At 59.8% G+C, this 26,250-nt stretch carries 25 protein-coding genes, 1 tRNA gene and 1 riboswitch; of the genes, 9 read left to right on the top strand and 17 right to left on the bottom strand.

What is annotated here, in order from left to right; translation table 11 throughout:
- Positions 1–146 precede the first annotated feature (146 nt).
- Positions 147–1,013: a helix-turn-helix domain-containing protein gene (locus MTP40_RS03735; RefSeq protein ID WP_035394130.1), complete on the top strand. Its 867-nt coding sequence runs from the start codon at positions 147–149 to the stop codon at positions 1,011–1,013.
- 17 nt (positions 1,014–1,030) lie between these two features.
- Entirely contained in the window at positions 1,031–2,128 is a 1,098-nt protein-coding gene (locus MTP40_RS03730; protein ID WP_249259852.1) for a phosphotransferase enzyme family protein, read from the top strand.
- A 160-nt stretch (positions 2,129–2,288) separates the two neighbouring features.
- Here MTP40_RS03730 and MTP40_RS03725 read toward each other — a convergent pair.
- The 9 genes from MTP40_RS03725 to MTP40_RS03685 form a co-directional block, all read right to left on the bottom strand.
- Positions 2,289–2,364 (bottom strand) — tRNA-Ala (locus MTP40_RS03725).
- 192 nt (positions 2,365–2,556) lie between these two features.
- Positions 2,557–3,216 (bottom strand): glycerol-3-phosphate 1-O-acyltransferase PlsY, encoded by a 660-nt coding sequence (gene plsY, locus MTP40_RS03720; protein WP_249259851.1) that lies wholly within the window; start codon positions 3,214–3,216, stop codon positions 2,557–2,559.
- 18 nt (positions 3,217–3,234) lie between these two features.
- Positions 3,235–4,578, bottom strand: a complete 1,344-nt coding sequence (gene der / locus MTP40_RS03715; protein WP_249259850.1) for a ribosome biogenesis GTPase Der — start codon at positions 4,576–4,578, stop codon at positions 3,235–3,237.
- 18 nt (positions 4,579–4,596) lie between these two features.
- A complete protein-coding gene (locus tag MTP40_RS03710) occupies positions 4,597–5,925 on the bottom strand; it encodes a DUF512 domain-containing protein (RefSeq protein ID WP_098922950.1) in 1,329 nt (442 codons plus the stop codon).
- 91 nt (positions 5,926–6,016) lie between these two features.
- A complete protein-coding gene (gene rpmF, locus MTP40_RS03705; RefSeq protein WP_005920250.1) occupies positions 6,017–6,196 on the bottom strand; it encodes a 50S ribosomal protein L32 in 180 nt (59 codons plus the stop codon).
- Between the two features lie 26 nt (positions 6,197–6,222).
- Positions 6,223–6,723: a YceD family protein gene (locus MTP40_RS03700; RefSeq protein WP_249259849.1), complete on the bottom strand. Its 501-nt coding sequence runs from the start codon at positions 6,721–6,723 to the stop codon at positions 6,223–6,225.
- Between the two features lie 134 nt (positions 6,724–6,857).
- A complete protein-coding gene (locus MTP40_RS03695) occupies positions 6,858–7,262 on the bottom strand; it encodes a hypothetical protein (RefSeq protein WP_035394124.1) in 405 nt (134 codons plus the stop codon).
- A 59-nt stretch (positions 7,263–7,321) separates the two neighbouring features.
- Complete coding sequence (locus MTP40_RS03690; RefSeq protein WP_156059688.1) at positions 7,322–8,653, bottom strand: glucose-6-phosphate isomerase; 1,332 nt, start codon at positions 8,651–8,653, stop codon at positions 7,322–7,324.
- A gap of 220 nt (positions 8,654–8,873) precedes the next feature.
- Positions 8,874–10,133 (bottom strand): D-alanyl-D-alanine carboxypeptidase family protein, encoded by a 1,260-nt coding sequence (locus MTP40_RS03685; RefSeq protein ID WP_249259848.1) that lies wholly within the window; start codon positions 10,131–10,133, stop codon positions 8,874–8,876.
- A 281-nt stretch (positions 10,134–10,414) separates the two neighbouring features.
- On the opposite strand from MTP40_RS03685, the gene mtaB reads away from it, so the two are divergent.
- The 3 genes from mtaB to MTP40_RS03670 all read left to right on the top strand — a co-directional run bounded on the left by mtaB (position 10,415) and on the right by MTP40_RS03670 (position 14,236).
- The gene (gene mtaB / locus MTP40_RS03680; RefSeq protein ID WP_249259847.1) at positions 10,415–11,710 is read left to right on the top strand and encodes a tRNA (N(6)-L-threonylcarbamoyladenosine(37)-C(2))-methylthiotransferase MtaB; all 1,296 of its coding nucleotides are present in this window, start codon (positions 10,415–10,417) and stop codon (positions 11,708–11,710) included.
- 229 nt (positions 11,711–11,939) lie between these two features.
- Positions 11,940–13,493 carry a 4Fe-4S dicluster domain-containing protein gene (locus MTP40_RS03675; RefSeq protein WP_179859128.1) on the top strand — a complete coding sequence of 518 codons (1,554 nt, stop codon included), beginning with the start codon at positions 11,940–11,942 and terminating at the stop codon, positions 13,491–13,493.
- Positions 13,494–13,759: 266 nt separating this feature from the next.
- Positions 13,760–14,236: a pilin gene (locus tag MTP40_RS03670; protein ID WP_117505748.1), complete on the top strand. Its 477-nt coding sequence runs from the start codon at positions 13,760–13,762 to the stop codon at positions 14,234–14,236.
- A gap of 49 nt (positions 14,237–14,285) precedes the next feature.
- Here the strand turns inward: MTP40_RS03670 and MTP40_RS03665 are convergent, their stop codons facing one another.
- Positions 14,286–14,498 (bottom strand): hypothetical protein, encoded by a 213-nt coding sequence (locus tag MTP40_RS03665; RefSeq protein ID WP_005932932.1) that lies wholly within the window; start codon positions 14,496–14,498, stop codon positions 14,286–14,288.
- Positions 14,499–14,663: 165 nt separating this feature from the next.
- Here MTP40_RS03665 and MTP40_RS03660 point away from each other — a divergent pair, with 165 nt between their 5' ends.
- The 4 genes from MTP40_RS03660 (at position 14,664) to MTP40_RS03645 (ending at position 17,645) form a co-directional block, all read left to right on the top strand.
- Positions 14,664–15,500 carry a bifunctional hydroxymethylpyrimidine kinase/phosphomethylpyrimidine kinase gene (locus MTP40_RS03660; RefSeq protein ID WP_249259846.1) on the top strand — a complete coding sequence of 279 codons (837 nt, stop codon included), beginning with the start codon at positions 14,664–14,666 and terminating at the stop codon, positions 15,498–15,500.
- A gap of 10 nt (positions 15,501–15,510) precedes the next feature.
- Positions 15,511–16,017: a tRNA (cytidine(34)-2'-O)-methyltransferase gene (locus MTP40_RS03655; protein WP_035394116.1), complete on the top strand. Its 507-nt coding sequence runs from the start codon at positions 15,511–15,513 to the stop codon at positions 16,015–16,017.
- The gene (locus MTP40_RS03650) at positions 16,008–16,895 is read left to right on the top strand and encodes a DegV family protein (RefSeq protein WP_330220930.1); all 888 of its coding nucleotides are present in this window, start codon (positions 16,008–16,010) and stop codon (positions 16,893–16,895) included. The genes MTP40_RS03655 and MTP40_RS03650 overlap by 10 nt, the downstream gene beginning before the upstream one ends.
- A 114-nt stretch (positions 16,896–17,009) precedes the next feature.
- Positions 17,010–17,110: riboswitch (PreQ1-III riboswitch) on the top strand.
- Positions 17,111–17,117: 7 nt separating this feature from the next.
- Positions 17,118–17,645: a QueT transporter family protein gene (locus tag MTP40_RS03645; protein WP_035394114.1), complete on the top strand. Its 528-nt coding sequence runs from the start codon at positions 17,118–17,120 to the stop codon at positions 17,643–17,645.
- 122 nt (positions 17,646–17,767) lie between these two features.
- Here the strand turns inward: MTP40_RS03645 and MTP40_RS03640 are convergent, their stop codons facing one another.
- The 7 genes from MTP40_RS03640 to thiI form a co-directional block, all read right to left on the bottom strand.
- Positions 17,768–18,988: a M20 metallopeptidase family protein gene (locus MTP40_RS03640; RefSeq protein ID WP_249259844.1), complete on the bottom strand. Its 1,221-nt coding sequence runs from the start codon at positions 18,986–18,988 to the stop codon at positions 17,768–17,770.
- Between the two features lie 28 nt (positions 18,989–19,016).
- Complete coding sequence (locus tag MTP40_RS03635) at positions 19,017–19,355, bottom strand: type II toxin-antitoxin system HicB family antitoxin (RefSeq protein WP_097770847.1); 339 nt, start codon at positions 19,353–19,355, stop codon at positions 19,017–19,019.
- On the bottom strand, positions 19,352–19,606 hold the full coding sequence (locus tag MTP40_RS03630) for a type II toxin-antitoxin system HicA family toxin (RefSeq protein ID WP_097770846.1): 255 nt from the start codon (positions 19,604–19,606) through the stop codon (positions 19,352–19,354). Before MTP40_RS03630 ends, MTP40_RS03635 begins: the two co-directional genes overlap by 4 nt.
- A gap of 63 nt (positions 19,607–19,669) precedes the next feature.
- On the bottom strand, positions 19,670–22,510 hold the full coding sequence (secA, locus tag MTP40_RS03625; RefSeq protein ID WP_227611537.1) for a preprotein translocase subunit SecA: 2,841 nt from the start codon (positions 22,508–22,510) through the stop codon (positions 19,670–19,672).
- A 201-nt stretch (positions 22,511–22,711) separates the two neighbouring features.
- Positions 22,712–23,611 (bottom strand): CinA family protein, encoded by a 900-nt coding sequence (locus tag MTP40_RS03620; protein ID WP_005932915.1) that lies wholly within the window; start codon positions 23,609–23,611, stop codon positions 22,712–22,714.
- Between the two features lie 19 nt (positions 23,612–23,630).
- Positions 23,631–24,950 carry a competence/damage-inducible protein A gene (locus MTP40_RS03615; RefSeq protein ID WP_156068727.1) on the bottom strand — a complete coding sequence of 440 codons (1,320 nt, stop codon included), beginning with the start codon at positions 24,948–24,950 and terminating at the stop codon, positions 23,631–23,633.
- Between the two features lie 5 nt (positions 24,951–24,955).
- Positions 24,956–26,155 (bottom strand): tRNA uracil 4-sulfurtransferase ThiI, encoded by a 1,200-nt coding sequence (thiI, locus tag MTP40_RS03610; RefSeq protein WP_249259843.1) that lies wholly within the window; start codon positions 26,153–26,155, stop codon positions 24,956–24,958.
- Positions 26,156–26,250 lie beyond the last annotated feature (95 nt).

Genomic DNA, 26,250 nt, shown 5'->3' with positions numbered 1-26,250 from the left:
TGCTAAAAAACAGGGCTTGCTTTTTTTCTTGTTTGCCCCTATAATGAGAAAAAATGCACGAAGCAGTGCGGCGTTTTCCGCATTTTATTTTCAGTATTTTGCTTTTGATTTTATATTTTTTGCGACCGCTTCAAAAGGAGCCTTTTATGAGTACCGAGCGCTTTGATATCCGCCACGCTCCCGCTCCACGGGAATCCTTCCGGCTGCTGTACATCAGCAAGAGCAGATTCGGCGGCGACTGGAACAGCACGGTCCACACCCATTCCTGCACAGAGCTGTTCTACTGCCTCAGCGGCGAGGGGCAGTTTCTGCTCAGCGGGCAGCTGTTCCCGGTCAAGCCGGACGATATGGTCATCGTCAACCCGCAGGTGGAGCACACCGAGCTGAGCCTGAACGCCTCGCCTTTGGAATACATCGTACTGGGCGTTTCGGGCATCGAGATCCTGTTTGGCAAAGCCGATTCCACCTACGCCATCTTCAACTGCCGGGAGAACCGGGAGCGGATGGTAACGCTGCTGCACATGCTGCTGGCTGAGGCGGACCGCAGTCTGGACGGCTGCGAGACCGTCTGCCAGGACCTGCTGGAAGTTCTGCTCATCTGGCTGGTGCGGTGCACCACCCTCTCTTTGCAGGTGGAGGAATCCCCCCGCTCCGACAACCGGGAATGCGTGGAGATCAAGCGGTATCTGGACAACAACTACCGGGAGGAAATCTCCCTTGATACCCTTGCCGAGGTTGCCCACATCAACAAATATTATCTGGCCCATACCTTCCAGAAGGCGTACGGCATTTCTCCCATCACCTACCTGAACCGCCGCCGCATTGAGGAGAGCAAATATATGCTGGGCAACACCGGTTACAGCCTGGCGCAGATCAGCGAGCTGATGGGATTTTCCTCCCCCAGCTACTTTTCGCAGTGCTTCCGCAAGGCGGAAGGCCTGACCCCCAACGAATACCGCCGTCAGGTGCGGCAGGGACAACGCCCTGCACCTGCCAAACGGCATGAAGGATAAGAAATGAGGAACCCAAAATGAAACCTGTTACCGAACCCATTCTCCGCGCCGCCGCAAATGCCTTTGATTTTGGCGGGCCTGTGGTCTGCGATGCCCGTCACTACGGCGAAGGCCACATCAACGATACCTTCGTGGTCTGGCGGGAGGACCACTCCAAGCGCTTTATCCTGCAACGCATCAACACCGACACCTTTACCGACCCGGTGGGCCTGATGGACAACATCTGCGGCGTGACCCAGCATCTGCGGGAAAAGATCCTTGCCGCAGGCGGCGACCCGGCACGGGAGACCCTGAACGTGATCCCCACCCTGTCCGGCGCGGCCTGCCATCTGGATGCCGAGGGCGGCGCGTGGCGTGCCTACGACTTTGTGGAGGACACCATCTGCCTGCAGCAGGTGGGCAGCGAGGCCGACTTCCGCACTGTTGCCGAGACCTTGGGAAAATTCCAGAACCAGCTGGCAGATTATCCGGCCTCTACCCTTCACGAAACCATTGCCCGCTTCCACGACACACCCAACCGCTATGCAAACTTTGAAAAAGCCCTTGCCGCCGATGCGCTGGGCCGGGCCAAGGACATTGCACCGGAGGTCGCCTTCATCCACGCGCGGGAGAAGGACTGCCACACCCTGCTGGATCTGCTGGCAGCCGGTGAGATCCCGCTGCGTGTTACCCACAACGACACCAAGATCAACAACGTCCTGATCGATGCCGCCACCGGAAAAGGCATCTGTGTCATTGACCTTGACACCGTGATGCCGGGCCTGTCGGCCTACGATTTCGGCGACTCCATCCGCACCGGTGCCAACGACTGCGCCGAGGACGAGCCCGACCAGAGCAAGGTCCACTTTGACCTGCACCTGTACGAGGTGTTCGCCAAGGGTTATCTCTCCACCGCCGGGGCTTCCATGAGCCCTGCGGAGAAAAAGAGCCTTGCCTGGGGTGCCAAGCTGATGACGCTGGAGTGCGGCATCCGCTTTCTGACCGACTATCTGGAGGGCGACCACTATTTCCACACCGCCCGACCCGACCACAATCTTGACCGCGCCCGCACCCAGTTCACGCTGGTGCGGCAGATGGAAGAGGTGTTCGATCAGATGCTGGAGATCGTCAGCTGAACCGGCATCCTCTGACCTGCCGAAGCACCAATGACTCGGGGGCTGCACTGAACCGCCTGCAAAACATCTGAAAACGATGCAGACAAGGCAGTGCAGCCCCCATTTTTTGCGGCTGAGAAAAAGAAAAGCACCATACTTCCTACGAAGTACAGTGCTTTTTTGGTGGAGAATAGCGGGATCGAACCGCTGACCTCTTGCATGCCATGCAAGCGCTCTCCCAGCTGAGCTAATCCCCCACATATTCAGTTTGTGTCCTGCGACGTGTGTTATTATACCAGCTGCACCGCCCTTTGTCAACCTTTTTTGCAAAGTTTTTTCAGTAAACTGGACCGTGCAGGCACATCGACCGGGCACAGCCCCCTCCACGCAAAACAGCGCATCCCGCAGGCAGGCTCTGCCCGAAGGATGCGCTGTTATTTTTGTTCCGGTTACTGCTTGTGCTTGGAACCAAAGCGATACTCTTTGCCCTCACGGATGCGCTGGATATTGGCCCGGTGCATCCAGATGACCATGCCGCCCATGATGGCAGCTCCCACCACGCAGACGATGAGGTCGTCAGCGGCGAAGCCCTTGAGCAGGCCGTAGATGAGGGTCAGCACCGGATAGGATGCCGCCATTGCAATGCTGCCCAGCGACACCATGCCGGTGGGCACAAGGCAGAGCAGAAAAACGACGGTCAGCACCGGCAGGAGAATGGGCTGGACCGCCAGGATGGCACCTCCCGCCACCAGCACGCCCTTGCCGCCCTTGAAGCCGAAATAGATGGGCTTGGTGTGGCCCACCACGGCCAGAATGGCGGTCAGATACACGCCCAGATAGGGCGAAACGGCGGCATCTGCGGGCAGGAACCCGAAGAGCCAGCGGCCGATACAGACAGCTGCAACGCCTTTCAGCACGTCGCCTGCGGCGGTGAGCGCCGCTGCCTTTTTGCCAAAGGTGCGCAGCATGTTGGTCATACCGGCCGCACCGCTGCCGTGATTGCGGACATCATCGTGGTACAGGTACTTGCTGACCAGGATGCCGGTGTCCACGCTGCCCAGCAGGTAAGCCTGCGCAGCGGCAGCCAGAACGATGAAGAAGGTCATCATCAACAGCCGCCTCCCCTGTTACACATCTTTTGCGCCGACGCTGCCTGTGCCGCGCTCACGGATCACCAGGCGGATGGGCGTGTGTTCCAGACCAAAGTTCTCCCGGATCTGGTTGATCAGATACCGCTGATAGCTGAAATGGAACAGCTGCTTGGAGTTGACGAAGGCCACGAACGTCGGGGGACGGGTGGAAGCCTGGGTCAGGTAGAAGATCTTCAGGCGGCGGCCCTTGTCACTGGGCGGCTGCATCCGGGCGGTAGCGCGGGCCAGCATCTCGTTCAGGACACCGGTGGGCACGCGGGCACCGTTCTGGGCATCCACGTCACGGATCAGCTGCATCAGCTTGTTCACGTTATAGCCGGTCTGAGCCGAAATGAAGATGATGGGCGCATACCCCATGAAGCTGAAGCAATCGGCGTAATCCCGGCGCTGATGCTCCATGGTGTTGGTCTCCTTGCCCTCCACAGCGTCCCACTTGTTGACAACGATGATGCAGGCCTTGCCCTGCTCGTGGGCATAACCGGCCACCTTGCTGTCCTGCTCGGTAAAGCCGACGGTGGCATCCACCAGGATCAGGGCCACGCGGCTGCGCTCCACAGCGGCCAGTGCACGCACGACCATATAGCGCTCAAGGCCGTCAGAGATGTTGCTGCGCTTGCGCAGACCGGCAGTATCGGTAAAGATGAACTTGCCGTAGGCGTTATCCACGGGGGTGTCAATGGCATCACGGGTGGTGCCGGCCTCATTGGCAACGATCATCCGGTTCTCGCCCAGGATGCGGTTGGTCAGGCTGGATTTGCCCACGTTGGGGCGGCCGATGATGGCAACGGGGATGCGATCCTCCTCCACCACGGTCTCGCTGAAATCGAGGTGGGCGCAGACAGCGTCCAGCAGGTCGCCGGTGCCGTGACCGTGCACGGACGAGATGGGCAGCACCTCGTCAAAGCCCAGGTTATAGAACTCGTAGAGCTCCATGGGGGCCTCGCCGGTCTTATCGCACTTGTTGACAGCCAGGATGATGGGTTTATGGCTGCGGCGCAGCATGTGGGCCACTTCCTCGTCGACGGCGGTCAGGCCGTCGCGGACATCCACCACCATGATGATGCAGTCAGCGGTGTCAATGGCGATCTCTGCCTGCTCACGCATGTGGGCCAGAATGCCCTCGGTCGCCTTGGGCTCGATGCCGCCGGTGTCCACCAGCATGAACTCGTGGCCGCTCCACTCGCAGTTTGCAAAAATGCGGTCGCGGGTGATGCCCGGGGTATCCTCCACGATGGCCAGACGCTGGCCGCAGAGCTTATTGAACAGGGTGGACTTGCCCACGTTGGGGCGGCCAACCACTGCTACGATGGGTTTGCTCATAGGGGGTTCCTCCTTTCGTTATGCTCTTCTTCTCGAAATATGCAGGCCGGTGCGGAGCAGGGCTTTTGCCTCATCGCCGCCGCCCACCGGCAGCACCTCGACCTTGACCCCCAGCCGTTCGCCCAGCTGGGCAATGGTCATATCATCGAGGAACGTATCTTTTTCTTCCCGCAGCATGACAGCGGGGATGCCCAGGGTGCCGCTTTCCAGCTTTCCCTCACACTGGGCAATGATATCGGTGGCGGTAACAAGCCCCGCCACGCCCACGTTGCCGCCAAAGAAATTATTCTTGACAACGTGAACTTTTACATCGATCATGGGGTACTGGCGGTGGAGCTCGTCCATCAGCTCAGTGATGAGGGGGCCTGCCATGGTACCGGTGACCACATCGATTTGCTTGGTGCCGTAGATGCGGTGGGGCCTGTCCAGCTCTGCCCGGAATTCATCCTCGAACAGGCGCATCATGCCCACGCCGTTTTCCAGCTGGTCAAAGTCCTCATAGAACTCCGCCGGGGGGATGGGCCGCCCCGCCTTGAGATACCACTCATCGCTGGGGTAGATGATGCGCTTGCCGTGGCGGCGCTTGCACTCATCGCCAAACTCCTCCATAATGTCGATGACAGCGGCGCTGGTCTCGGCATCATAGGGGGTCTGCTTAAACAGATTCTGGCGGTAATCCGTCACACCGCAGGGCACAGCGGCAATGCTCTGCACCATAGGGGTCAACTCCAGCAGGTCGCCCAGGGTGCGGCGAAGCTCTTCGCCATCGTTGATGCCCCGGCAGAGCACAAGCTGACAGTTGACGGCGATGCCGCCCTCCACCAGACGGGGCAGGTACTTGAGAACCTCGCCGCCCCGCTTGTTGGCCAGCATCCGGACACGGAGCTGGGGGTTGGTGGTGTGCACCGAGATGTTGATGGGCGAGATGTGCATCTTGATGATGCGGTCGATCTCGTGATCCTGCATATTGGTCATGGTGATGTAGTTGCCGAACAGAAAGCTCAGCCGCTCGTCATCATCCTTGAAATACAGGCTCTCACGCATACCGGGGGGCAGCTGGTCGATGAAGCAGAACATGCAGTGGTTGGAGCAGGAATGCTTCTGGTCGCCCAGATAGGTGGAGAAATCGCAGCCAAAGGGGCCGCGCTCCGCGCGCCGGACATCCCACTCCCGGATGCCGTCGGCAACCTTTGCCTTCAGGTGAAAGCTGCTGCTGTCGGTATAAAAATCATAGTCCAGCGTATCGTTCAGCTCATTTTCGTCCACGCTCAGCAGCTCATCGCCGGGCTGCAGGCCCAGCGCCTCGGCTTCACTGCCCGCGTCGATGCGGTCGATCTTGATCGCCATTGCATTTCACCTCCAGACAAAGAAAGAAGGGGAAGGCATTGCGCCATCCCCTTCTCAACATAACACCAATGTGCCACCAATTTTGCGCAAATTAGGCCTTCTTGATGACTTCCTCGCCCTTGTAGTAACCGCAGTTGCCACATGCCTGGTGGGGGAGCTTCAGAGAGCCGCAGTTGCTGCACTTGACCAGTGCGGGGGCCTCCAGCTTCCAAACATTGCTGCGACGCTTGTCGCGGCGGGCCTTGGAAAGATGTCTCTTAGGTACTGCCATATTTTTGCACCTCCTTGATGGGTTTCTCAGTTCAGCAGTGATTTGAGGATCGCGAGCCTTGCGTCAACAGGAGCGGCTTTGTCTTCCTCCGGCGGGCAGGTACAATCTGCCCTCTTCTTGCCGCACCGGGGGCATAACCCCGGGCAGTCGGCGCTGCAAAGCAGCACCGTGGGGATCTGGAACATAAACTCCTGGGCAAGCCATTCATCCGCATCCAGATGTCCTTTTTCGTCCAGCGGAAGCTCGAAATCCGGGTCATCCAGATCCCGCTCCTTTGCTGTCCACTCCGCTTCAACTGTCTCTTCCCGCTCAACCGGGTCCAGACAGCGGGCGCACTCTCCGTGCACCAATGCTTTTGCCCGCAGTGTCATCCGGACCTCGTCGCCGTCCGGCTCAGCGGTAAAGCTGGCCATCACGGGCTGTTCGATCCTTGCACCGGCAAAGTCCCGTGCAGACAAATCACAGGGAAACTCTGCATGGTAAGGCTGTGTGCCGGTTGCGATAAACTTTCTCAGGTCAAATTGCATAGTACACCTCATAAAAGGCTGCTTTGTTAGTATAGCGCCAAAGCCAACCTTTGTCAACACCAAAACAGGCAGAAAACCGAAAAAATTTTGATTTTCCGGTTTCCTGCCCGTTGGAATGCGCTCAGTTCAGAAAATTACAGGTACTTTTTCACGTCGTGGGGCAGAGCAGCCTCGTCAGCACTGACAGTAACAGTGACCTTGACGGAATCGCCTGCAATGGCGGCCATCTCGTCCAGCACAGCGCCCAGACGGTTGATATCGTGATCCAGCACCTTCAGGATGCCGTCGATGTACAGGTCGGTGATATCGTAGTTGCTTGCCATCAGGCCGGCAACAAAGCCGTACAGCATCTCGCCGCCAGCGATCTTATACTCATCCAGATCGATCAGACGTGCAGCGGGGGCGATGTCGTAAGTCAGCTTCATGCCTTTTTCCACGACGACGACGTTGCCCTTGGAGGTCTTGACCGCGTCATTGATCTGGTCGATCATTGCCTTGGTCTTGCCGGAGCCCTTGGTACCAACAATCAGTTTAATCATAGTTCTGTCCTCCTGTATTTTCCACGCCTTGCGGCGGGAGATCATTTTTTGTTTCCTGCTTACTTCAACTTTGCTTCCAGCTCGGCGGTCAGGTTCTCGTAACCCGGCTTGCCCAGCAGAGCGAACATGTTCTTCTTGTAGCTCTCGACACCCGGCTGGTTGAAGGGGTTCACGCTCAGCAGGTAGCCGCTGCATGCACAGGCACGCCAGAAGAAGTAGATGAGGTAGCCTACATTATAAGCAGTCAGGTCGTCCACCTCGATCAGTACCTCAGGCACGCCGCCGTCGGTGTGGGCAAGGATGGTGCCCTCCATGGCCTTGCGGTTGACCACGCTCATATTCTGGTCTGCCAGGAAGTTCAGGCCGTCGAAGTTGCCCTCCAGCTCTTCGATGAACAGATCCTGCGCAGGCTTTTTCACATCCACGATGGTCTCGAACATGATGCGGGAGCCTTCCTGGATGAACTGACCCATGGAGTGCAGGTCGGTGGAGAAGATGCAGCTTGCGGGGAACAGGCCCTTGTTGTCCTTGCCCTCGCTCTCGCCGAACAGCTGCTTATACCACTCGTTCATCAGGGTGAAGTTGGGCTCGTAGCACTCCAGGATCTCAACAGCCTTGCCCTTGCGGTACAGGATGTTGCGGATGGCGGCATACTTGTAAGCGTCGTTGTCCGGGCTCAGCACGGAGAAGCGCTCCATGGCATCGGCTGCGCCCTTCATCAGCTCGTCGATGCTGATTCCGGCGGCAGCGATGGGCAGCAGGCCCACAGCGGAGAGAACGGAGTAGCGGCCGCCCACATCGTCAGGAACCACGAAGGTGGGCCAGCCCTGCGCGTCAGCCAGCTGCTTCAGGGTGCCTTTGGCACGGTCAGTGGTGGCATAGATGCGCTTGTTGGCTTCCTCAACACCCATCTCATCCTCCAGCAGCTTGCGCAGAACACGGAACGCCAGGCTGGTCTCGGTGGTGGTACCGGACTTGGAGATGACATTGATGGAGAACTTCTTGCCCTTGCACAGAGCAATGATATCATTCAGATAGCTGGGGCTGATGCTGTTGCCGCAGAAGTAGATCTTGGGGCCATCCTCCAGCTCGTTGTGGTACAGGCCCTTGACGGCCTCGATCACAGCGCGGGCACCCAGATAGCTACCACCGATGCCGGCAACCACCAGCACCTCGGAGTCCTCACGGATCTTCTTGGCAGCTTCCTTGATGCGGGCAAACTCTTCCTTGTCGTAATCGCGGGGCAGGTACATCCAGCCCAGGAAATCATTGCCGGGGCCATTCTTGGCTTCCAGCTGGTTGTGAGCCGCTTCCACCTGAGGATAAATGGCCTTATATTCCTCTTCGTTGATAAAACTGGAGAGGTGCTTTGTATTCAGAACGACGCTCATTCTATCAGAACCTCCAAACGTTTTTACGGGACGTGCTCCCTGAGGGTTTTGTTAGTATAAGTGTACCGTTCCAATCGTGCAAAGTCAAGGCCAAAATCCCCGGATTTCATACAATTTTAATAGTGTTCTTTTGGCTGTCCTGACATCTTTTGTTCAGGCCCGCCAACGCTGCTTTGTTTCTGCTAACCGCTTTTATTCGGTGATGTGTTTCTTTTGCCCGCTATGCTCCCAGCAGGCACTGCCACAGCAGCTCCAGCGCGCCGCCAAAGGTCAGCAGCGGGGCATCCGCGGCCGCTTTTACTTCGTATTCATTCAATAAGGTATCATCCTGAAAAATGCTCACCTTTCCCACTGTCTGCCCCTTTTCCACGGGGGCCTCCAGTGCCTCGGACAGGGTCAGCTCAGCCCGCAGGGCAGAGGCCGTTCCCTTCTCTATCAGGATCGTCTCGGGCAGGGCGGCGTAATCCAGCGGCACGCTGTCCTCGGCGCTGCCCTTTACGGCCAACGCCAGCGGGCGCTCCGGCAGGGTGGGCAGCGGGGCGGCGGCATAGTTGGCAAAACCGTAGTCCAGCAGGGTGGTGGCGGAGTGGAACCGGTCGGCGCTGGAGGGCGACCCCAGCACCACGGCGATCAGGGTCAGGCCGTCCCGGGTGGCGCTGGCGCTGATGCAGACCCCCGCTCCGCTGGTGGTGCCGGTCTTGAGCCCGGTGATGCCACTGTACCGGCGCAGGAGCTTGTTGGTGTTCACCAGCTGGGTCTGGCCGTTCCGCAGGCTGTCCGTCCAGATGCCGGTATAGTGCAGCAGCTCCGGGCAGGTATTGAGAAGGTACCGGCTCAGAACGGCAACATCCCGCGCCGTGGAGAGATGGCCCTCGGTGTCCAGCCCGCAGGCGTTCCGGAAGGTGGTGTTGGTCATCCCCAGCTCCGCCGCCCGGCCGTTCATCTGTTCCACGAACACCGGCTCGCTGCCGCCCACCAGCTCGGCCACTGCCACAGCGGCATCGTTGGCTGAGGAAACGCAGATGGCCCGCAGCATCTCATCCAGCGTGAACTGCTCCCCAGGCTCCAGCCAGATCTGGCTGCCGCCCATGTGGTAGGCGTGTTCGCTCACCGGCACGGGGGTATCGAGGGTCAGTTTTCCACCGCGGATGGCCTCAAAGGTCAGCAGCAGGGTCATCAGCTTGGTGATGGAAGCAATGGGCATCCGCTCATCCGGTGCTTTCTCGTAGAGCACACGACCTGTCTCCGGCTCCATGAGGATTGCCGCCCGGCATTCCAGCTGCAGCCCGCTGTTGGCCGGAGCCGCCGCCAGCACCGCCGGGGCATCCGCCTGCACTGCCGGGGCATCCGCCTGCACTGCCGGTCCCGTTCCCCCAATGGCCACCCGCAGCCCGGCCCCCTGTGCCGTACCCACAGCCAGCGCAAACAGCCAGAAGCAGAGCACCCCCGCGCAGAGCAGGGCCAAATTTCTCCGTTCCATTCCTCGTACCTCCCCGCGTAAAGTCTCTGGTTGCATTCTATGCAAAAAAAGAGGGGTCAATGCCCTTTTCTACGGGAGGAAAATCTGCTATAATAGGAGAGTTTATAAACACTTTAGCTGGCTCACCCTCTCAGGCCGCTTCGCGTCCAGCTCTCCCAAAGGGAGAGCTTTTGACAAAACCAGTAACTTTGCATGGATTGCCAAAGCCTCGCCCTTCGGGAGAGGTGGCAGCGCGTCAGCGCTGACGGAGAGGGTGAGGCCGTTTATCTGAGAGGATCTTTATGCGAGTTTGTTTTTATACCCTTGGCTGCAAGGTCAACCTGAACGAGACCGGCGCGCTGGAGCAGATGTTCCGGGGCGCTGGCTTCACCATCGTGCCGGAGGGCGAAGAAGCGGATGTTTTTGTGGTGAACAGCTGCACCGTGACCAACTTCGGCGACCAGAAGAGCCGCAAGTGGCTGCGCCGCGCCAAGCGCGAAAATCCCGGTGCCGTGACCGTGCTCACCGGCTGCTATCCTCAGGCTTTCCCCGAGGAAGCTGCCCAGTTCATGGAGGCTGATCTCGTCTGCGGCAACGGAGACCGCAAGGCCATCCTGGACAATGTGCTCAAGCTGCTGGACGGCCACGAGCGCATCGTTGCCGTTACACCCCACCAGCGGGGCGAACTGTTTGAGGAGCTGCCCGTGGAGCGGTTCGAGACCCACACCCGCGCCTTTATCAAGGTGGAGGATGGCTGCAACCGCCAGTGTGCCTACTGCGTCATCCCCCGCGCCCGCGGCCCGGTGCGCAGCCGCGCCGAGGACAGCATCCTGAAGGAGCTGCGCCAGCTGGCCGCCTCCGGCTACCGCGAGGTCGTACTCAGCGCCATTTCCCTGCCCAGCTACGGTCTGGACACCGGGACCAATCTGGTGGAGCTGGTGGAAAAATGCGCTCAGGTGGAGGGCATCGAGCGGATCCGTCTGGGCAGCCTGGACCCCGACATGCTGACCCCGGAGTTCATCACCCGGCTGGCAGCGGTGGAAAAGCTCTGTCCCCAGTTCCACCTCAGCCTGCAGAGCGGCTGCACCTCCACCCTGCGCCGGATGCGCCGGGTCTACACCGCGGAGCAGTACGCCCAGGTGGTGGATCAGATCCGCGCCGCCTATGGGGAGCGCCCTGTCAGCTTTACCACCGACTGCATCTGCGGCTTCCCCGGTGAGACCCAGGCCGACTTTGAGGAAAGCTGTGCCTTCCTCAAGAAGATCGGCTTCCTGAAGGTCCATGTGTTCCCCTACTCCCGCCGCAGCGGCACCCCCGCCTATGATTTTCCGGCGCAGGTGCACGAGCGGGAGAAGCAGGCCCGCAGCCGCGAGATGAACGCGCTGGCCGAGGAGGTTCGCCGGGAGGTACTGGCCGCTCATGTCGGCACCGAGGACGAGGTCCTGCTGGAAACGCCCCTCTCCGAGACGCTGTTCACAGGCTACACCCGGCTGTACATCCCGGTGGTGGTCTCTGCCCCCGGCTGCAAGAGCGGCGAGATCGTTCACGTCAGGCTGGGCGAGTACGATGGCGAGCGCGTCCGTGCAGCACTCTGCTAAAAAAGTTCGTTAATTCTTGTGCGTCCTGTACTATTTGCTAATTCTTTAACATATTTGAAATTTTCTCTTTTCACGCAGGCCCGTTTATGTTAAAATAAAATTGGATATCTGGGTCGGAGCGCCGGTTGCAGCGGTGCGGTACCAGCCGGCCCGGAGCAAAGCAAATTCCGTCTGCCGCAGTCCAGTGTGGGACGGGATGTTTTCTGTTTCTGAACAAGGAGAGATTGGAATGAGTTTTAGAGGAATCAATACCACAGTCATTCAGATCCGCCGTCAGGTGTTTACCGAGGTTGCCCGCATGGCTTACGCCAACGTCAAGGGCGAGCAGGCCAACCACCTGATGCGCAAGATCCCCTACACCATCATCCCCGGTGAGGAAGGCAAGCTGCGCAAGGACATCTTCCTGGAGCGTGCCATCGTCGAGGAGCGTGTCCGTCTGGCCATGGGCCTGCCCACCCGCCGCATGGATGAGCACAACAGTGTGGTCTCCGGCCTGGAGGATGCTTCCATTGCCGATAAGTACTATGATCCCCCGCTGGTGAATGTGATCAAGTTCGCCTGCAACCGCTGCCCCGAGAAGCTGGTCAAGGTCTCTGACCTGTGCCAGGGCTGTCTGGCCCACCCCTGTATGGAAGTCTGCCCCAAGAAGGCCATCACCTGGGAGAGCGGCCGTTCCACCATCGATCAGGAAAAGTGCATCAAGTGCGGCCGCTGTGCCACTGTCTGCCCCTACAACGCCATCGTCAAGACCGAGCGTCCCTGCGCCGCTGCCTGCGGCATGGGTGCGATCCACTCTGACGAGCTGGGCCGTGCCGAGATCGATTACAGCAAGTGCGTATCCTGCGGTCAGTGTCTGGTGAACTGCCCCTTCGGCGCTATTGCCGACAAGGGCCAGATCTATCAGCTGATCCAGGGCTTCAACCGCGGCGACCGCATCTATGCACTGGTCGCTCCCGCCTTTATCAACCAGTTCCCCTCTCTGGCTTCCACCGGCAAGCTGAAGGCTGCCCTGAAGGCCATCGGCTTCTACGATGTCGTGGAGGTCGCCATCGGTGCTGACCTGTGCACCGTGGACGAGGCCCACGACTTCCTGGAGGAAGTTCCCGGGAAGCTGGACTTCATGGCCACCTCCTGCTGCCCGGCATGGAGCATGATGGCAAAGACCGCCTTCCCCGCTCTGGCCAAGAACATCTCCATGACCATGACCCCCATGGTGTTCACCGCCCGCATGATGAAGCAGAAAGACCCCACCGCCCGCATGTGCTTCATCGGCCCCTGCGCCGCCAAGAAGCTGGAAGCTTCCCGCCGCACCGTCCGCTCTGACGTGGACTTTGTGCTGACCTTTGAGGAGCTGGCCGGTATCATCGAGGGCAAGGATCTGGACATCGATCTGCTGGAAGTGGATGAGAACGAGGCAGCACTCTGCTCCGCCTCTGCTGCAGGCCGCGGCTTTGCACAGTCCGGCGGCGTTGCCAATGCCGTTGCCAACAAGATCAAGGAATGGCACCCCGATATGGAGGTCAAGATCGCATCCGCACAGGGTCTGGCCGACTGCAAGAAGCTGCTGATGCTGGCCAAGGCCGGCAAGTACAACGGTTACCTGCTGGAGGGCATGGGCTGCCCCGGCGGCTGCATCGGCGGCGCAGGCACCATTGCCGACCCCGCACGCACCGCCATCCAGCTGAACAAGTATATGAAGGAAGCTCCCTTCACTGACCCTGAGCAGAGCCCCTATATGAGCGAGATCCACGTTCTGAAGGACGACCCCAATTTTGAACTGTAATCTCTCCGTCACCTGCGGCTTGCCTCCCCTATTACGGGATCTGGCGCAAAGAGCCTGAGAGGTTTTACAATATCCGCTTCCCGCACAGGGGAGCGGATATTTTTTCTACTTTTAATTTCATAAGTGAAACTTTTTTGTGAAAAGCTCACGAAGCAGATTGACATGTTATCGCTGGCGTGATATTTTAGCGTTGACAAACCCTGTGTTCTGCCCCAACAGGACACCAGAGCAGGCCGCACACGCGCGGCCAGGAAAGGTTGATCTTTATGAAAAATACATTCAAACGCTCCGGCGCAGCGCTGATCTCGCTGGTGCTGCTGTTGGTGCTGGCTGTCAGTGCCGGTGCCGCCAGCAGCCAGAATGTCGGTGTGAAATTCTGGAAGGAACGCTCCGATAAGGAATCCATGGCCAACAGCGGCATCGATTCCAACCGCACCGCCACCCTCACCCGGCAGGCCAACGGCACTTACACCCTGACCCTGCCGGTCATGCAGGTATCCAAGCTGGGTGTCACCGGTTATCTGTCCGGCCTGACCATCGGTGACGTGACCTACGACGGCACCCTGACCGGTGATTTCAACAAGGCCACGGCGGTGCTCACCATCAAGAACCTGCCCGCCTCGGTGCTCACCGGCAGCGACGTGAACAAATCGGTCCTTGTGACCTGCAACATTCAGATGGACCTGCAGGTCCTGGGTGAGATTAACACCAGTGCCCGGATGTGTATCTGGAACCAGAAGTAAATGGCAAGCAAAAAGGCAGAGCCCGCGGGCTCTGCCTTTTTGTTTTTCCTCACAGGTCCATCCTGCGCTCCACGAGATCCGTGACCATGGTATCCAGCTGGCTCATGGCGCGTTCCGCGCCCTTGGCCAGCTTGCGTGCGGTGCGCTTGACCTGCCGCTGGTTCTGTGCCATTGCCATGGTGCCCACGGCCCCCAGGGCCGCGCCTGCCGCCATGCCCAGCAGAACACTGCCGGAGGAAGGCTGACGATTTGTGTTTTTCATGTGGCTCTCTCCTTTCCACTGTGTGATTTTTTGCCGCTGTGGCTAGTATTTCCTGTAAAGAATCCGGTATGCGCTTTTTTTGTCCCGCAAAATGTGGTATACTGTATCATACGCTGAGAAACTGGGCCCTGTGCGGCCCGTGGATGGCGCAAAGGAGGATCCTTTTTGTTGAAACCGACTGAACCGAAAAAAATTCTCTGCATTCACGACCTCTCCGGCATGGGCCGGTGCAGCCTGGCGGTCATCCTGCCGGTGCTGTCCGTTATGGGCTGCCAGCCTGTGGCCCTGCCCACTGTGGTGTTCTCCACCCACACGGGCGGTCTGGGCACACCGGCACGGCTGGACGGTGCCGCCTACGGGCTGGCCGCTCTGAAGCACTACCGGGAGCTGGGTGTGGAGTTTGACTGTATCTACACCGGCTACTTAGGCGGCGAGGAGCAGGTGGCGCTGGCCGAAAAGGCGTTTGATCTCTGGCCCGCTGCCCGCAAGGTGGTGGACCCTGTGATGGGGGACAACGGCAAGGCCTACTCCACAGTGACCCCGGCTCTCATCGACCGGATGCGCGGGCTCTGCCGCCGGGCAGACCTGATCCTGCCCAACGCCACCGAGGCCGCCCTGCTGCTGGAGCGGGAGCCCCAGACCGACGCATTCGATGACGCTTCCGCTCAGGCGCTGGCCGACGAGCTGCTGACGCTGGCCCCCAGCGCGGTGGTCACCGGCCTCGCACTGGGCAAGTACATCGGCTGCGCAGGCTCCGGCCGCGAGCGCTTCGTCATCAAAAAACTGCACATCAGCCGCAGCTTCCCGGGCACGGGCGACCTGTACGGTGCCGTGCTCATTGGCTCGCTGATCCAGGGCAACGCCCTGAGCGCCGCTGCCGACAACGCCGCCGAGTTCGTTTCGCTGGCCATTCAGCAGACCCCCGCCGATCAGGACACCCGGTACGGTGTCTGGTTCGAGCCCCTGCTGCCCCGGCTCTGCCCGGTGAGCTGGAATGACTGAGGAGGCCGCCATGAGCGAAAAACCGACCCTGAACATCGTTCTGGTAGAGCCGCGCATCCCCCAGAACACCGGCAACGTGGCCCGCACCTGTGCCTGCACGGCCTGCCGCCTGCATCTGGTGGGGCCCATGGGCTTTGCCATCGATGACAAAAAGCTCAAGCATGCCGGACTGGACTACTGGCACTACCTCGACATCAATTACTATGATGGGCTGGAGGATTTCTTTGCCCGGAACAAAGGCCCGTTCTACTACTTTACCACCAAAGCACCTCAGCGCTACACCGACATCCAGTACCCGGACGGGGCCTATCTCGTGTTCGGGCGGGAGGATGCCGGCCTGCCCGAGGCATTGCTGGCGGCCAATCAGGAGCATTGCATCCGGATGCCCATGCGGGATACCTGCCGCAGTCTGAATCTGTCCAACAGCGTGGCTGTGGGTGTGTATGAGGTCCTGCGCCAGTGGGATTTCCCGGAGCTGCTGGATCATGGCCGCCTGCGAGAATATGAATGGAAATGAGGGACATTATGAGCAAGATCGCGATCCTGACCGATTCCTCCTGCGATATCCCGCAGGAGCTGGCCGAGAAGTACGGCATTGATATTATGAGCTTTCACATCCTGCTGGATGATGTAGACTATATCGAGCGTGAGAGCTGCACCAATGAGGAGTTCTACGAAAAGATGCGCACCGCCAAGGGCATTCCCTCCACGGCTGCCATCACCCCCATCCAGTTCTGCGAAAAGTACTGCCAGTATGTGGACGAGGGCTACACCGATGTGATCCATGTACCCATCAACCGCAGCGGCTCCTCCACCTACAACAACGCCGTGATGGCTCAGGGGATGCTGCGGGAGGAGCGCCCGGAGCACCACCTGCGGATCCATCTGCTGGACCCGCACACCTACTCCATGCCCTTTGGCTGGTATGTCTGCGAGATGGCACGCAAACTGCAGAACGGCGCGGAGATCAGCCACGTCATTCAGGAGTTCGAGACCCAGATGGACAAGATGGAGATCATCCTCGGACCCTACAGCCTGAAGCAGATGAAGAAGAGCGGCCGCATCTCTGCCGCCGCCGCTGTCATGGGCGAGCTGATGGGCATCCGCCCCATCATCACCCTGATCGATGGAAAGACCAAAGTGGAGGCCAAGGTGCGCGGCGATGACAAGGTCGTGCCCGCCATGGTGGAACTGGCCAAAAAGCGCAGCGAGGGTGTGGAGGACTTTGATTATATGATCGGCCACACCAACATTCCCCAGAAGGATGATCTGATCAAGGCCTGCCGCAAGGCGTTCGGCAAAGACCCGCTCATCACCTTCCCGCTGGGCGGCGTTGTTTCCGCCAACACCGGCCCCGACACCATTGCTCTGGTCTATGTTGGCCACGCACGCTGAGTTTTTTCTGAGAACTGCCCGCCGCGGCAGTTCTTTTTTGTTTGCAGGCCGTTGCATTTTGCGGCAATTTATGCTATACTCCCTTTTGCTGTGCTTTTACGCGGCAACCTGAAAGAGCAACTTAGGATTTTAGGCTCCCCGGCGTGTCTCGAACCATGCCGGGCAAAACCCATAGGGCTGGCGGTCCCTGTGCGGTCAAAATTCATCCGCCGGAGTATTGTTATGAATCAGAATTTTACTGTCCGCAAACTGGCCCGCTGCGCTGTGGTCGCAGCTCTCTATGTGGTGCTCTGCATGGCGCTGCAGCCGTTCTCCTACGGTGCGGTGCAGGTGCGTGTTGCCGAGGCCCTCTGCCTGCTGCCCGTGTTCGGTGCCGAGTACATCGTGGGCGTAGTACTGGGCTGCTTCCTGGCAAACCTGCTGGGCTCCACCATCGTAGACGTTATCTTTGGCACCCTGGCCACCCTGCTGGCCTGTGTTGTGACTTACAAACTGCGGAACGTCCGCTTCAAGGGTCTGGCCATCGTGCCTTCCCTGCCGCCCGTGCTCTTCAATGCTGTCATCATCGGCATTGAGATCGCCGTCATGTTCCCCGATCCTTCTTCCTCCGCTCCGCTGTGGCTGGCCTGCATCACCAACGGCATCTCCGTCGGTATCGGTGAGCTCATCAGCTGCACCGTGCTGGGCGTGCTGCTGGTGAAGATCGTGGAGACCAACACCTCCCTGCGCAAAGTGTTCCTGGAAGCCTGATCGAGCAGGCAGACAAGACAGATTTATAAGGCAAAGGCTTTTCCGTTGCTCGGCCTTTTTGCCCATAATATAGAAAGACCTCCTCTGGCCGTTTTCCAGAGGAGGTCTTTGTTTTTATCCGATTACTTGTGCTCCTGCAGCCAGCGCAGAGCCATATAGGCATAGGCCGCGCTACCCTCAAAGAGGACACTGTCATCAAACTTCACCTTGGGGTGATGCTGGCCGTAGGTGTAGCCCTCGTTGGCGTTGCCCGCCGTCAGGAACATGCTCACGGTGGGCACCTCATGGCTGACGAACGCGAAATCCTCGCTGCCGCCGCCGGGCTTGCCGCCGGTCATCGGGGTCATATCCATTGCACCCTTGCCCAGCAGCTCACCCATATAGGTCAGGGCGTTGCCGGCAAGCTCCTTGTCCACCACCATGCAGGGGCAGTAATCACTGAAGGTGATCTCGGCGGTGCAGCGGTAGGCCGTGGCCACCCCCTGCACGATCTCGGTCATCCGCTTGTGCAGCAGCTCCGTCACCGCGCCCTCGGGGTCGGTGGTGCGGATGGTGCCCCACATCTCCGCGCTGTCCGGGATGACATTGGAGGCCGCGCCTGCCTGGAAGCGGCCGGTGGTGAACACGCCAAAGCTGTGGGCATCCAGCTCCCGGCTGTTGATCTCCTGCAGGGCAATGTGGATGTGCGCCGCCGCCGTGATGGGGTCGATGCACTTTTCCGGCATGGAACCGTGGCCGCCCTTGCCGTGGACGATGATGTGATACTGCTCACAGCTTGCCATGGTGATGCCGCCGCAGGCAGGCACCAGCACCACACCGGCGGGAATGGGCATTCCGCCCAGCACATGGAACATGACTGCCGCATCCACGCTGGGGTTTTCCAGCAGGCCGTTGGCGATCATATCAGGGGAGCCCTGGAAGATCTCCTCGGCGGGCTGGAACTCCAGCTTGACGGTGCCCTCGATCTCATCCTCGTGCTCCTTGAGCAGCTGGGCAGCACCCAGCATCATTGCCGTGTGCATATCGTGGCCGCAGCCGTGCATCTTGCCCGGCACCTCGGAAGCGTAATCCACACCGGATTCCTCCTGAATGGGCAGGGCATCCATATCGCCCCGCAGCAGGATGGTCTTGCCGGGCTTTTTGCCGCCTGCCAGCGCAATGACACCGGCCTTGCCGCAATCCTTGGGCTCGTAGCCCATGTCGGTCAGGGCCTTTTTCACCAGTGCCTTGGTCTGGGTCAGATCAAAGCCCACCTCCGGGTGACGGTGCAGGGTGCGCCGCCACTCCACCAGCTGGGGTTCCAGCGCCTGGGCACGGCCCAGCAGTTCTTTTGCAGTCAACATATCAGTCAGCTCCCGTTCTGTTTGATTTTCAGCCTGCATGGACAGCCTGTTCAATGGAATTTTCCACCAGACTGTTCAGACTCATATTGTGGGCCATTGCAAAAATGACCGCCTGCTTGTGCAATTCCGGGGAAATGCGGACATTGAAGCTCCCCTTATAGGCACGTTCCGGTTCGGTGTGGTTTTCCTCGCACAATGCCAGATAATCATCCACTGCACCGTGGAAATCATTTACCAGCTCTGCAGCGGTACTGCCCTCATAAGAGATCAGAGCCCGGATCCCCATGACCTTGCCATAAAACAGGCCATCTTCCTCCGAGAACTCCACACTGCCAACATAGCCCTTGTACTCCATCGTGTTATTCACAGAAGTCCCTCCTGTTCCAGAATTTGAATCAATTGCTTGACCTGATATTCCAGCAGTTCTTTTCGGGGATGGGGTTTATGCATCAAGATCGGTGGATACTGTTCCGATACGAACACAATGCGGGAACCGCTGGTACGGCCCTTGTTGGAGCGCTCATACCCAAAATATCGCAGCAGGCTTTCGGCATCATCAAAGGTAAAAGTCTTTGGCTTGGCTTTCAGCCGCTCGATCAGCTTTTCTTTCTGCCCCATATCCTCATCCTACTTCCAGTATAGCACGTTTTTCTTTATTTGCAACTATTTTTAGTTACCAACTCAGTTTTCCCCGCCGTTGCTTCCTTCGGGGTGATACTGGGCGCAGGTGCACTTTTTCCACTTGAGGCCGCTGCCGCAGGGGCAGGGGTCATTGCGGCCGATCTTGATGACCCGGACAGGCTGACCCTTGGGGGCACCCTTGACACCGGGTGCGCCGTTGCCGGGCACAAAGCCCTCACCGGTGGGCTTGGCCACCTGCTCCCGTTTGGGGGCTGCACCGGCCTGCCGCACCTCGATGGTCAGCAGCATCTTGATGCTGGACTCCCGGATGGAATCCACCATCTGGTCGAACATGTCAAAGCCCTCGATGCGGTACTCCACCACGGGGTCCTTCTGGCCGTAGCCGCGGAGGGCGATGCCCTGCCGCAGCTGATCCATGTTGTCGATGTGATCCATCCACATCCGGTCCACGCACTTGAGCAGGCAGATGCGCTCCAGCTCACGCATGACCGGTGCGCCGTACCGCACCTCCTTGGCCTGCAGGATCTGCATTCCGCGGTCATAGAGCAGATCGGCGATGCCCTTCTGGGAGAGGCTGTCGTAATCGGCCACAGTGTAGTGGAAGTCGGCATCGGTGGTCAGCCAGCCCTGATAGTGGCGGCGCAGGGCACCAAAGTCCCATTCGTCCTTCACATCTCCAGCCAGGAACTGCTTGCAGCTGGAATCGATGTTCTCCCGCAGCATGTTGTGCATCTCGGTGCTGATATCCTCACCGTCCAGCACCTTGCGGCGCTGGCCATAGATGATCTCGCGCTGCTGGTTCATCACGTCGTCGTACTTCAGCACGTTCTTACGGATCTCAAAGTTCCGGCCCTCCAGCTTTTTCTGGGCGCTCTCCAGCGTGCTGGTGATCATCCGGTTCTCAATGGGGGTATCCTCGTCCAGCTTGAGGGTATCCATCAGGCTGGAAACGCGGTCACCGCCGAACAGGCGCATCAGGTCATCTTCCAGGCTCAGGTAGAAGCGGGACGCGCCGGGGTCGCCCTGACGGCCTGCACGGCCGCGCAGCTGGTTATCGATGCGGCGGCTCTCGTGCCGCTCCGTACCGATGATGAACAGACCACCGGCCTTGCGTACTTCCTCTGCCTCTGCGCTGATGGCCGGCTTGTACTGGGCATACAGCTCCTCAAACCGTTTCCGCACCGCCAGGATCTTTTCATCGTTGGTGTCGCCGTGGCCATCGGCCTCGGTCAGCAGGAGCTCCACCGCATTCGGGTCAGCATCCTGCGGTTTTTCGGGGTCGAGCAGGTTCTCACAGAAGTGTTCCCTGCGCATCTGGGCCTTGGCCATGAACTCGGCGTTGCCGCCCAGCATGATATCAGTACCACGGCCTGCCATGTTGGTGGCAATGGTGATGGCACCCTTTTTGCCGGCCTGCGCCACGATCTCAGCCTCGCGCTCGTGGTTCTTGGCGTTCAGGACATTGAAATCGCGGGTGTACTTCTGCAGCATTTTGGCCAGCGTCTCGCTCTTTTCCACGCTGACGGTACCCACCAGAACCGGCTGGCCGTTCTTGTGGCATTCCAGCACCTGCTCAATGACAGCCTTGTACTTGCCGTTGACGGTCTTGTAGACCGCGTCCGGGTAATCCTTGCGGATGTTGGGGCGGTTGGTGGGCACGGTGACGATGTTCAGGCCGTAGATCTCGGTGAACTCGGTGGCTTCCGTCTTGGCGGTACCGGTCATGCCGGACAGCTTCTTGTACATGCGGAAGTAGTTCTGGAAGGTGATGGTCGCCAACGTCTTGCTCTCGGCGGCGATCTTCACGCCCTCCTTGGCCTCAATGGCCTGATGCAGGCCCTCGTTGTAGCGGCGGCCGATCATCAGGCGGCCGGTGAACTCATCCACAATGATGACCTCGCCGTTCTTCACGACATAGTCGATATCCTTCTGCATCACGCCGTAAGCCTTGATGGCCTGATCGATGTGGTGGGCCAGGGTCATATTCTCAGCAGCGGCCAGGTTCTCGACCTTGAAGTATTCCTCGGCCTTCTGGATGCCCTTGGCAGTCAGGGTGCAGGTCTTGTGCTTTTCGTCCACGACATAATCGCCGTCGGTCTGCTCATCGGTCTCCACCTTATCTTCCAGCTCGACCACCACACTCTTGTGCAGGGTGCGGACGAAGCGGTCCACCTGAGTGTACAGGCTGGAGGAATCCTCGCCCTTGCCGGAGATGATCAGAGGGGTGCGGGCCTCATCGATCAGGATGGAGTCCACCTCATCGACGATGGCAAAGGCGTGGCCGCGCTGCACCATGTTGTCCTTATAGGTCACCATGTTGTCGCGCAGGTAGTCGAAGCCGTACTCATTGTTGGTGCCGTAGGTGATATCGGCGTTGTAGGCACGGCGGCGGGCATCACCATCGATGCCCTGCACGATCAGGCCGACATTCAGGCCCAGCCAGCGGTAGAGCTTGCCCATCCACTCGCTGTCGCGCTTGGCCAGGTAATCGTTGACGGTGACGATGTGCACGCCCTCGCCGGTCAGGGCGTTCAGGTAGGCGGGCAGGGTGGCCACCAGGGTCTTGCCTTCACCGGTCTGCATCTCGGCAATGGAGCCGCGGTGCAGGGCAATGCCGCCCATGATCTGCACAGGGAAGTGCTTCATGCCCAGCACACGCCAGGCAGCTTCGCGGCAGACAGCAAAGGCATCGGGCAGGATATCATCCAGCGTCTCGCCGTTTGCCAGCCGCTCTTTCAGGGCCGGGGTCTGCGCCTGCAGCTCGGCATCGGACATCGGCTGATACTTTGTTTCCAGTGCCAGCACCTTTTTGGTAATGGGATTGATCTTTTTCAGCTCCCGGTCAGAGAAGCTGCCAAAGAGTTTTTCAGCAAGGGACATTGTTACACCTCATCTATCAAAAATCGGGGCGGCAGGCCGCCCAACAGCGGAAAAACCACATACTGTTTATATGATACACCAAAGCTGAAAACCCGTCAAACCCGATGGATAGATTTTATCCGTTTTTTGGGTGAACTTTCTGTTAATTTAGAAAAAAAGACCCTCTCCGGCATTGCGCAGCAATGACGGAGAGGGTCGGTCCTATACCAATGTCGCCCCCGGGCGGGGAACGTGCTCCGTCAGCAGAGCGCGCAGCTGTTCCGGCAGGGCGTAGAAATTGCCGTTGGTATATTTCCACGCCCCCACCGCGGCGAGAGCCGCCAGCAGAGCCAGCACCAGCAGCGTCATGCACACCCGGCGCAGGGGATGCCGCCTGGGCTGGGGGCTGGGCAGAACATCCTTCTTTGCAGCCCTGCGGGCAGGCAGGAAGCCTGTCCCCTCAGCCTGAGGCTTGTTTGCCGCCGTGCGCCGGATGATATCCAGCAGCCAGAGAGCGGGGTTCTCCCCCGCCGGGACGGTGCGCAGAAAGCAGCCCTTCCTGCAGCTGAGCACCAGCACACAGTCACTTTCCCGCTCGGCACAGGCGGCGGAGAGATCTGCCCCCACCACGCGGCGGGCAGCCTGAGCCCGGGCCAGCGCCTGCCGGAGCGGGTCGGTGCAGTCTTTGGGCAGGCGGGCACGGGCACGCTTTTCGATCAGCGGGCCGGTCTTGGGGTTGGCATAGCTCACCGCGCCAAAATCAAAGACCTTCTCGGCCCCGGGCAGGTTCTCGAGCCGGGCTTCCAGCAGGGCACCGGCGGCAGCATCCGCACAGATGAGCAGCTTATCGTGCCGTTCCAGCGCCTCCACCACGGCGGCAGGCAGAGTGGTCTCTCCTGCCCCGTACAGGTCTGCCGAAAACGCCTGCCGCAGGGCCTGCGCGGCCTTTTTCAGCCCGGAAGGGCTCTGCGCCTGCAGGGCCACCAGCGTTTCCGCGCCCCGGCTCTTCCACCGGGCTGCGGCCCGCCACTGGGGCGGAAAGTTTTCCACCGTTTTGCCCACCGCTGTGGACTGCGCACCGAACAACCGCAGCACACACCCGGTCTCCTGTTGCTGTGTCAACCTGCATTCCCCCTGCCTTTTAGTGGCCCAGGAACACCTCGTTCAGCTTGTCCAGCGCTTCGGCGCTGTGCTGTGCGTCCCGGGCAAGGGGCTCTGTGCCTGCAGGAACTTTTCCCTGTGCCAGCCGCAGGGCCAGCTCCAGGGCGGCCTGCGCGGCACGGGCACGCACCAATGCACGGTCGGGCCGGGAGACGGACAGCTTTTTTACATACACCGTCTCGCCCCGGGCCGCGCCCAGATACACCGTGCCCACCGGGCGGAGGGCATCTCCACCGGTCGGCCCGGCCACGCCGGTCACGCTGATGCCAATCTCAGCACCGGCGGCCTGCGCGGCCCCCAGCGCCATCTGGGCGGCCACGGGGGCCGACACCACATTGTACTTTGCAATGACATCCGGTTCCACGCCCACCAGCCTGGCCTTGGCAGCCTCCCAATAGGTCACAAAGCCGTAGCCGAACACTTCACTGGAGCCCGGCACCGAGGTGATACGCTGTGCGATCAGCCCGCCGGTGCAGCTCTCGGCGGTGGAGAGGGTGAGCCCCTTTTCCTTTAAGGTGCGCACCAGTGTCTCCTCCAGCCCGGCCACATCCTCATCATACACCGCATCGCCCAGCAGATCATAGAACTTTTTGGCATATTCCCGGCACATTTTTTCGCCTTCCGCATCGGAAGCAGCCCGGGCGGTGATGCGGATCTCGCACTCACCGGTCTTACAGTAGATTGCAGCAGTCGGGTTGGCGTTTTCCAGCAGATCACGCACCTGATATTCCAGGCTGCTCTCGCCGCCCAGCACCCGCAGGGTGACAGAGTGCAGGGTGCAGTTCTGGCGCTTCATCAGCAGGGGGCGGACGCTCTCGTTCCACATGGCCTTCATCTCGCTGGGCACGCCCGGCATCAGGACAGCACAGCGGCCCTCCTGCTCAAACCATGCACCGGGGGCGGTGCCGTGGTGGTTGATGATCTTATGCCCCTTTACGGGCACCATAGCCTGCTTGCGGTTGTTGGGGGTGGTCACCCGGCCGGAGCGGGCAAAATAACCGGTGATCTTCTCCCACTCGCTCTCGTCAAAGACCAGCGTATCGCCATAGCAGGCGGCAACGGTCTCCTTGGTCAGGTCGTCTGCCGTGGGGCCCAGACCGCCGGTGAACACCAGCAGGTCACAGCGGTTCTTTGCCTCGTTGACAAAGTCCGCCAGCCGCCCCTGATTGTCGCCGATGGTGCTCTCCCGCTGGACCGTAATGCCCAGCTCAGCAAGCTCCCGGCTCAGGTACTGGGCATTGGTGTTGAGGATGTTGCCGAGCAGCAGCTCGGTGCCCACACTGATGATCTCCGCTGTCATGCCGCTCACCCCTCAAACTCGATCTCGTCCGTAATGCGGATGCGGATCCGCTCGGTGTTCTCTGCAGCTTCGGCCTCCAGCTCTGCCAGACCGGGCATGGCGGCTTCTGCCTCCAGGATCTCTGCCAGCTCGGGGCGGATCTTCGGGTGCGGCGGGGTGAAGATGGTGCAGCAGTCCTCATAGGGCAGGATGCTGGTCTCGTAGGTGCCAATGTGGCGGGAGGTCTCGATGATCTCGGTCTTGTCCATGCCGATCAGCGGGCGCAGGATGGGCAGATCCTGGGCGGCATCGGTGCACTGCAGGGCCTTGACGGTCTGGCTTGCCACCTGAGCCAGACTCTCACCAGTGATGAGGGCCTCGCAGCCCTGTCTGATGGCAATACGATTGGCAATGCGCATCATGCTGCGGCGCATCAGCACCGTGAACAGCACATCGGGGGCATTGTCCCGGATATACTCCTGGGGCTTTGTGTAGGGCACCACAAACAGGTTGGAGCTGCCGGTATAAGGGGTGATCTTCTGGGCCAGAGCTTTAACTTTCAGTTTTGCGCGCTCAGAAGTATACGGAGGGGACGCAAAATGGATGTGATCCAGGGCCAGACCGCGCTTTGCCATCCGGTAAGCGGCCACCGGGCTGTCGATGCCGCCGGAGAGCATATTCAGGGCACGGCCGGAGGTACCCACGGGCAGGCCACCCTCTCCGGGTATTTTCGGGCCGTGAATATACGCGCCGTAATCGCGAATCTCCACAATGACCTTGAACTGGGGGTTCTTCACATCCACCCGCAGGTAGTTGTGCAGCCCCAGCAGGTAAGCGCCCAGCTCCCGCATCAACTCAGGGCTGGTCATGGGGTAGGTCTTATCCGAACGGCGGGCCTCCACCTTGAAGGTCTTGATGCCGTGCAGGCTGTCGCCCAGATACTCCTCCGCAGTCCGGCAGATGGTATCAAAGTCCTTTTCGCAGACCACGGCACGGCTCAGCGCTGCCAGACCAAACACGGTGCGCACCCGGTCAAAGGCCAGATCCATGTCCACGTCTTCTTCCTCGGGCTCCATATAAAAGGTAGACTGGGTGCAGTACACCTTGAACTTGCCCACGGTCTTGAGCCGGTAGCGCAGGATCTTCATCATGGCCGACTCAAACTGGTTGCGGTTCAGGCCCTTCAGGGACATCTCGCCCTGATAGCCCATAATAATTTCACGCATAGAGTTCTCCTTAATTATAGCTGGCTCACCCTCTCCGTCAGCGCTGACGCGCTGCCACCTCCCCCAAAGTGGGAGGCCTTGGCATTCCACGCAAA

Origin of the sequence: Faecalibacterium sp. IP-3-29, assembly GCF_023347335.1 — a bacterium.
GTDB classification, from domain to species: domain Bacteria; phylum Bacillota; class Clostridia; order Oscillospirales; family Ruminococcaceae; genus Faecalibacterium; species Faecalibacterium duncaniae.
This window is presented reverse-complemented; position numbering and strand designations above follow the sequence as displayed.

What these genes read in the sequence shown, in the direction of transcription:
- plsY (WP_249259851.1), bottom strand. Translation starts at nt 3,216, where the DNA reads ATGATGACCTTCTTCATCGTTCTGGCTGCCGCTGCGCAGGCTTACCTG.
- thiI (WP_249259843.1), bottom strand. Translation starts at nt 26,155, where the DNA reads ATGCGTGAAATTATTATGGGCTATCAGGGCGAGATGTCCCTGAAGGGC.
- MTP40_RS03640 (WP_249259844.1), bottom strand. Translation starts at nt 18,988, where the DNA reads ATGTTGACTGCAAAAGAACTGCTGGGCCGTGCCCAGGCGCTGGAACCC.
- MTP40_RS03650 (WP_330220930.1), top strand. Translation starts at nt 16,008, where the DNA reads ATGGAAATGAGGGACATTATGAGCAAGATCGCGATCCTGACCGATTCC.
- MTP40_RS03695 (WP_035394124.1), bottom strand. Translation starts at nt 7,262, where the DNA reads ATGATTAAACTGATTGTTGGTACCAAGGGCTCCGGCAAGACCAAGGCA.
- MTP40_RS03735 (WP_035394130.1), top strand. Translation starts at nt 147, where the DNA reads ATGAGTACCGAGCGCTTTGATATCCGCCACGCTCCCGCTCCACGGGAA.
- mtaB (WP_249259847.1), top strand. Translation starts at nt 10,415, where the DNA reads ATGCGAGTTTGTTTTTATACCCTTGGCTGCAAGGTCAACCTGAACGAG.
- MTP40_RS03710 (WP_098922950.1), bottom strand. Translation starts at nt 5,925, where the DNA reads ATGGCGATCAAGATCGACCGCATCGACGCGGGCAGTGAAGCCGAGGCG.
- MTP40_RS03685 (WP_249259848.1), bottom strand. Translation starts at nt 10,133, where the DNA reads ATGGAACGGAGAAATTTGGCCCTGCTCTGCGCGGGGGTGCTCTGCTTC.
- MTP40_RS03700 (WP_249259849.1), bottom strand. Translation starts at nt 6,723, where the DNA reads ATGCAATTTGACCTGAGAAAGTTTATCGCAACCGGCACACAGCCTTAC.
- MTP40_RS03665 (WP_005932932.1), bottom strand. Translation starts at nt 14,498, where the DNA reads ATGAAAAACACAAATCGTCAGCCTTCCTCCGGCAGTGTTCTGCTGGGC.
- MTP40_RS03630 (WP_097770846.1), bottom strand. Translation starts at nt 19,606, where the DNA reads ATGGGGCAGAAAGAAAAGCTGATCGAGCGGCTGAAAGCCAAGCCAAAG.
- der (WP_249259850.1), bottom strand. Translation starts at nt 4,578, where the DNA reads ATGAGCAAACCCATCGTAGCAGTGGTTGGCCGCCCCAACGTGGGCAAG.
- MTP40_RS03655 (WP_035394116.1), top strand. Translation starts at nt 15,511, where the DNA reads ATGAGCGAAAAACCGACCCTGAACATCGTTCTGGTAGAGCCGCGCATC.
- MTP40_RS03730 (WP_249259852.1), top strand. Translation starts at nt 1,031, where the DNA reads ATGAAACCTGTTACCGAACCCATTCTCCGCGCCGCCGCAAATGCCTTT.
- rpmF (WP_005920250.1), bottom strand. Translation starts at nt 6,196, where the DNA reads ATGGCAGTACCTAAGAGACATCTTTCCAAGGCCCGCCGCGACAAGCGT.
- secA (WP_227611537.1), bottom strand. Translation starts at nt 22,510, where the DNA reads ATGTCCCTTGCTGAAAAACTCTTTGGCAGCTTCTCTGACCGGGAGCTG.
- MTP40_RS03615 (WP_156068727.1), bottom strand. Translation starts at nt 24,950, where the DNA reads ATGACAGCGGAGATCATCAGTGTGGGCACCGAGCTGCTGCTCGGCAAC.
- MTP40_RS03670 (WP_117505748.1), top strand. Translation starts at nt 13,760, where the DNA reads ATGAAAAATACATTCAAACGCTCCGGCGCAGCGCTGATCTCGCTGGTG.
- MTP40_RS03690 (WP_156059688.1), bottom strand. Translation starts at nt 8,653, where the DNA reads ATGAGCGTCGTTCTGAATACAAAGCACCTCTCCAGTTTTATCAACGAA.
- MTP40_RS03675 (WP_179859128.1), top strand. Translation starts at nt 11,940, where the DNA reads ATGAGTTTTAGAGGAATCAATACCACAGTCATTCAGATCCGCCGTCAG.
- MTP40_RS03645 (WP_035394114.1), top strand. Translation starts at nt 17,118, where the DNA reads ATGAATCAGAATTTTACTGTCCGCAAACTGGCCCGCTGCGCTGTGGTC.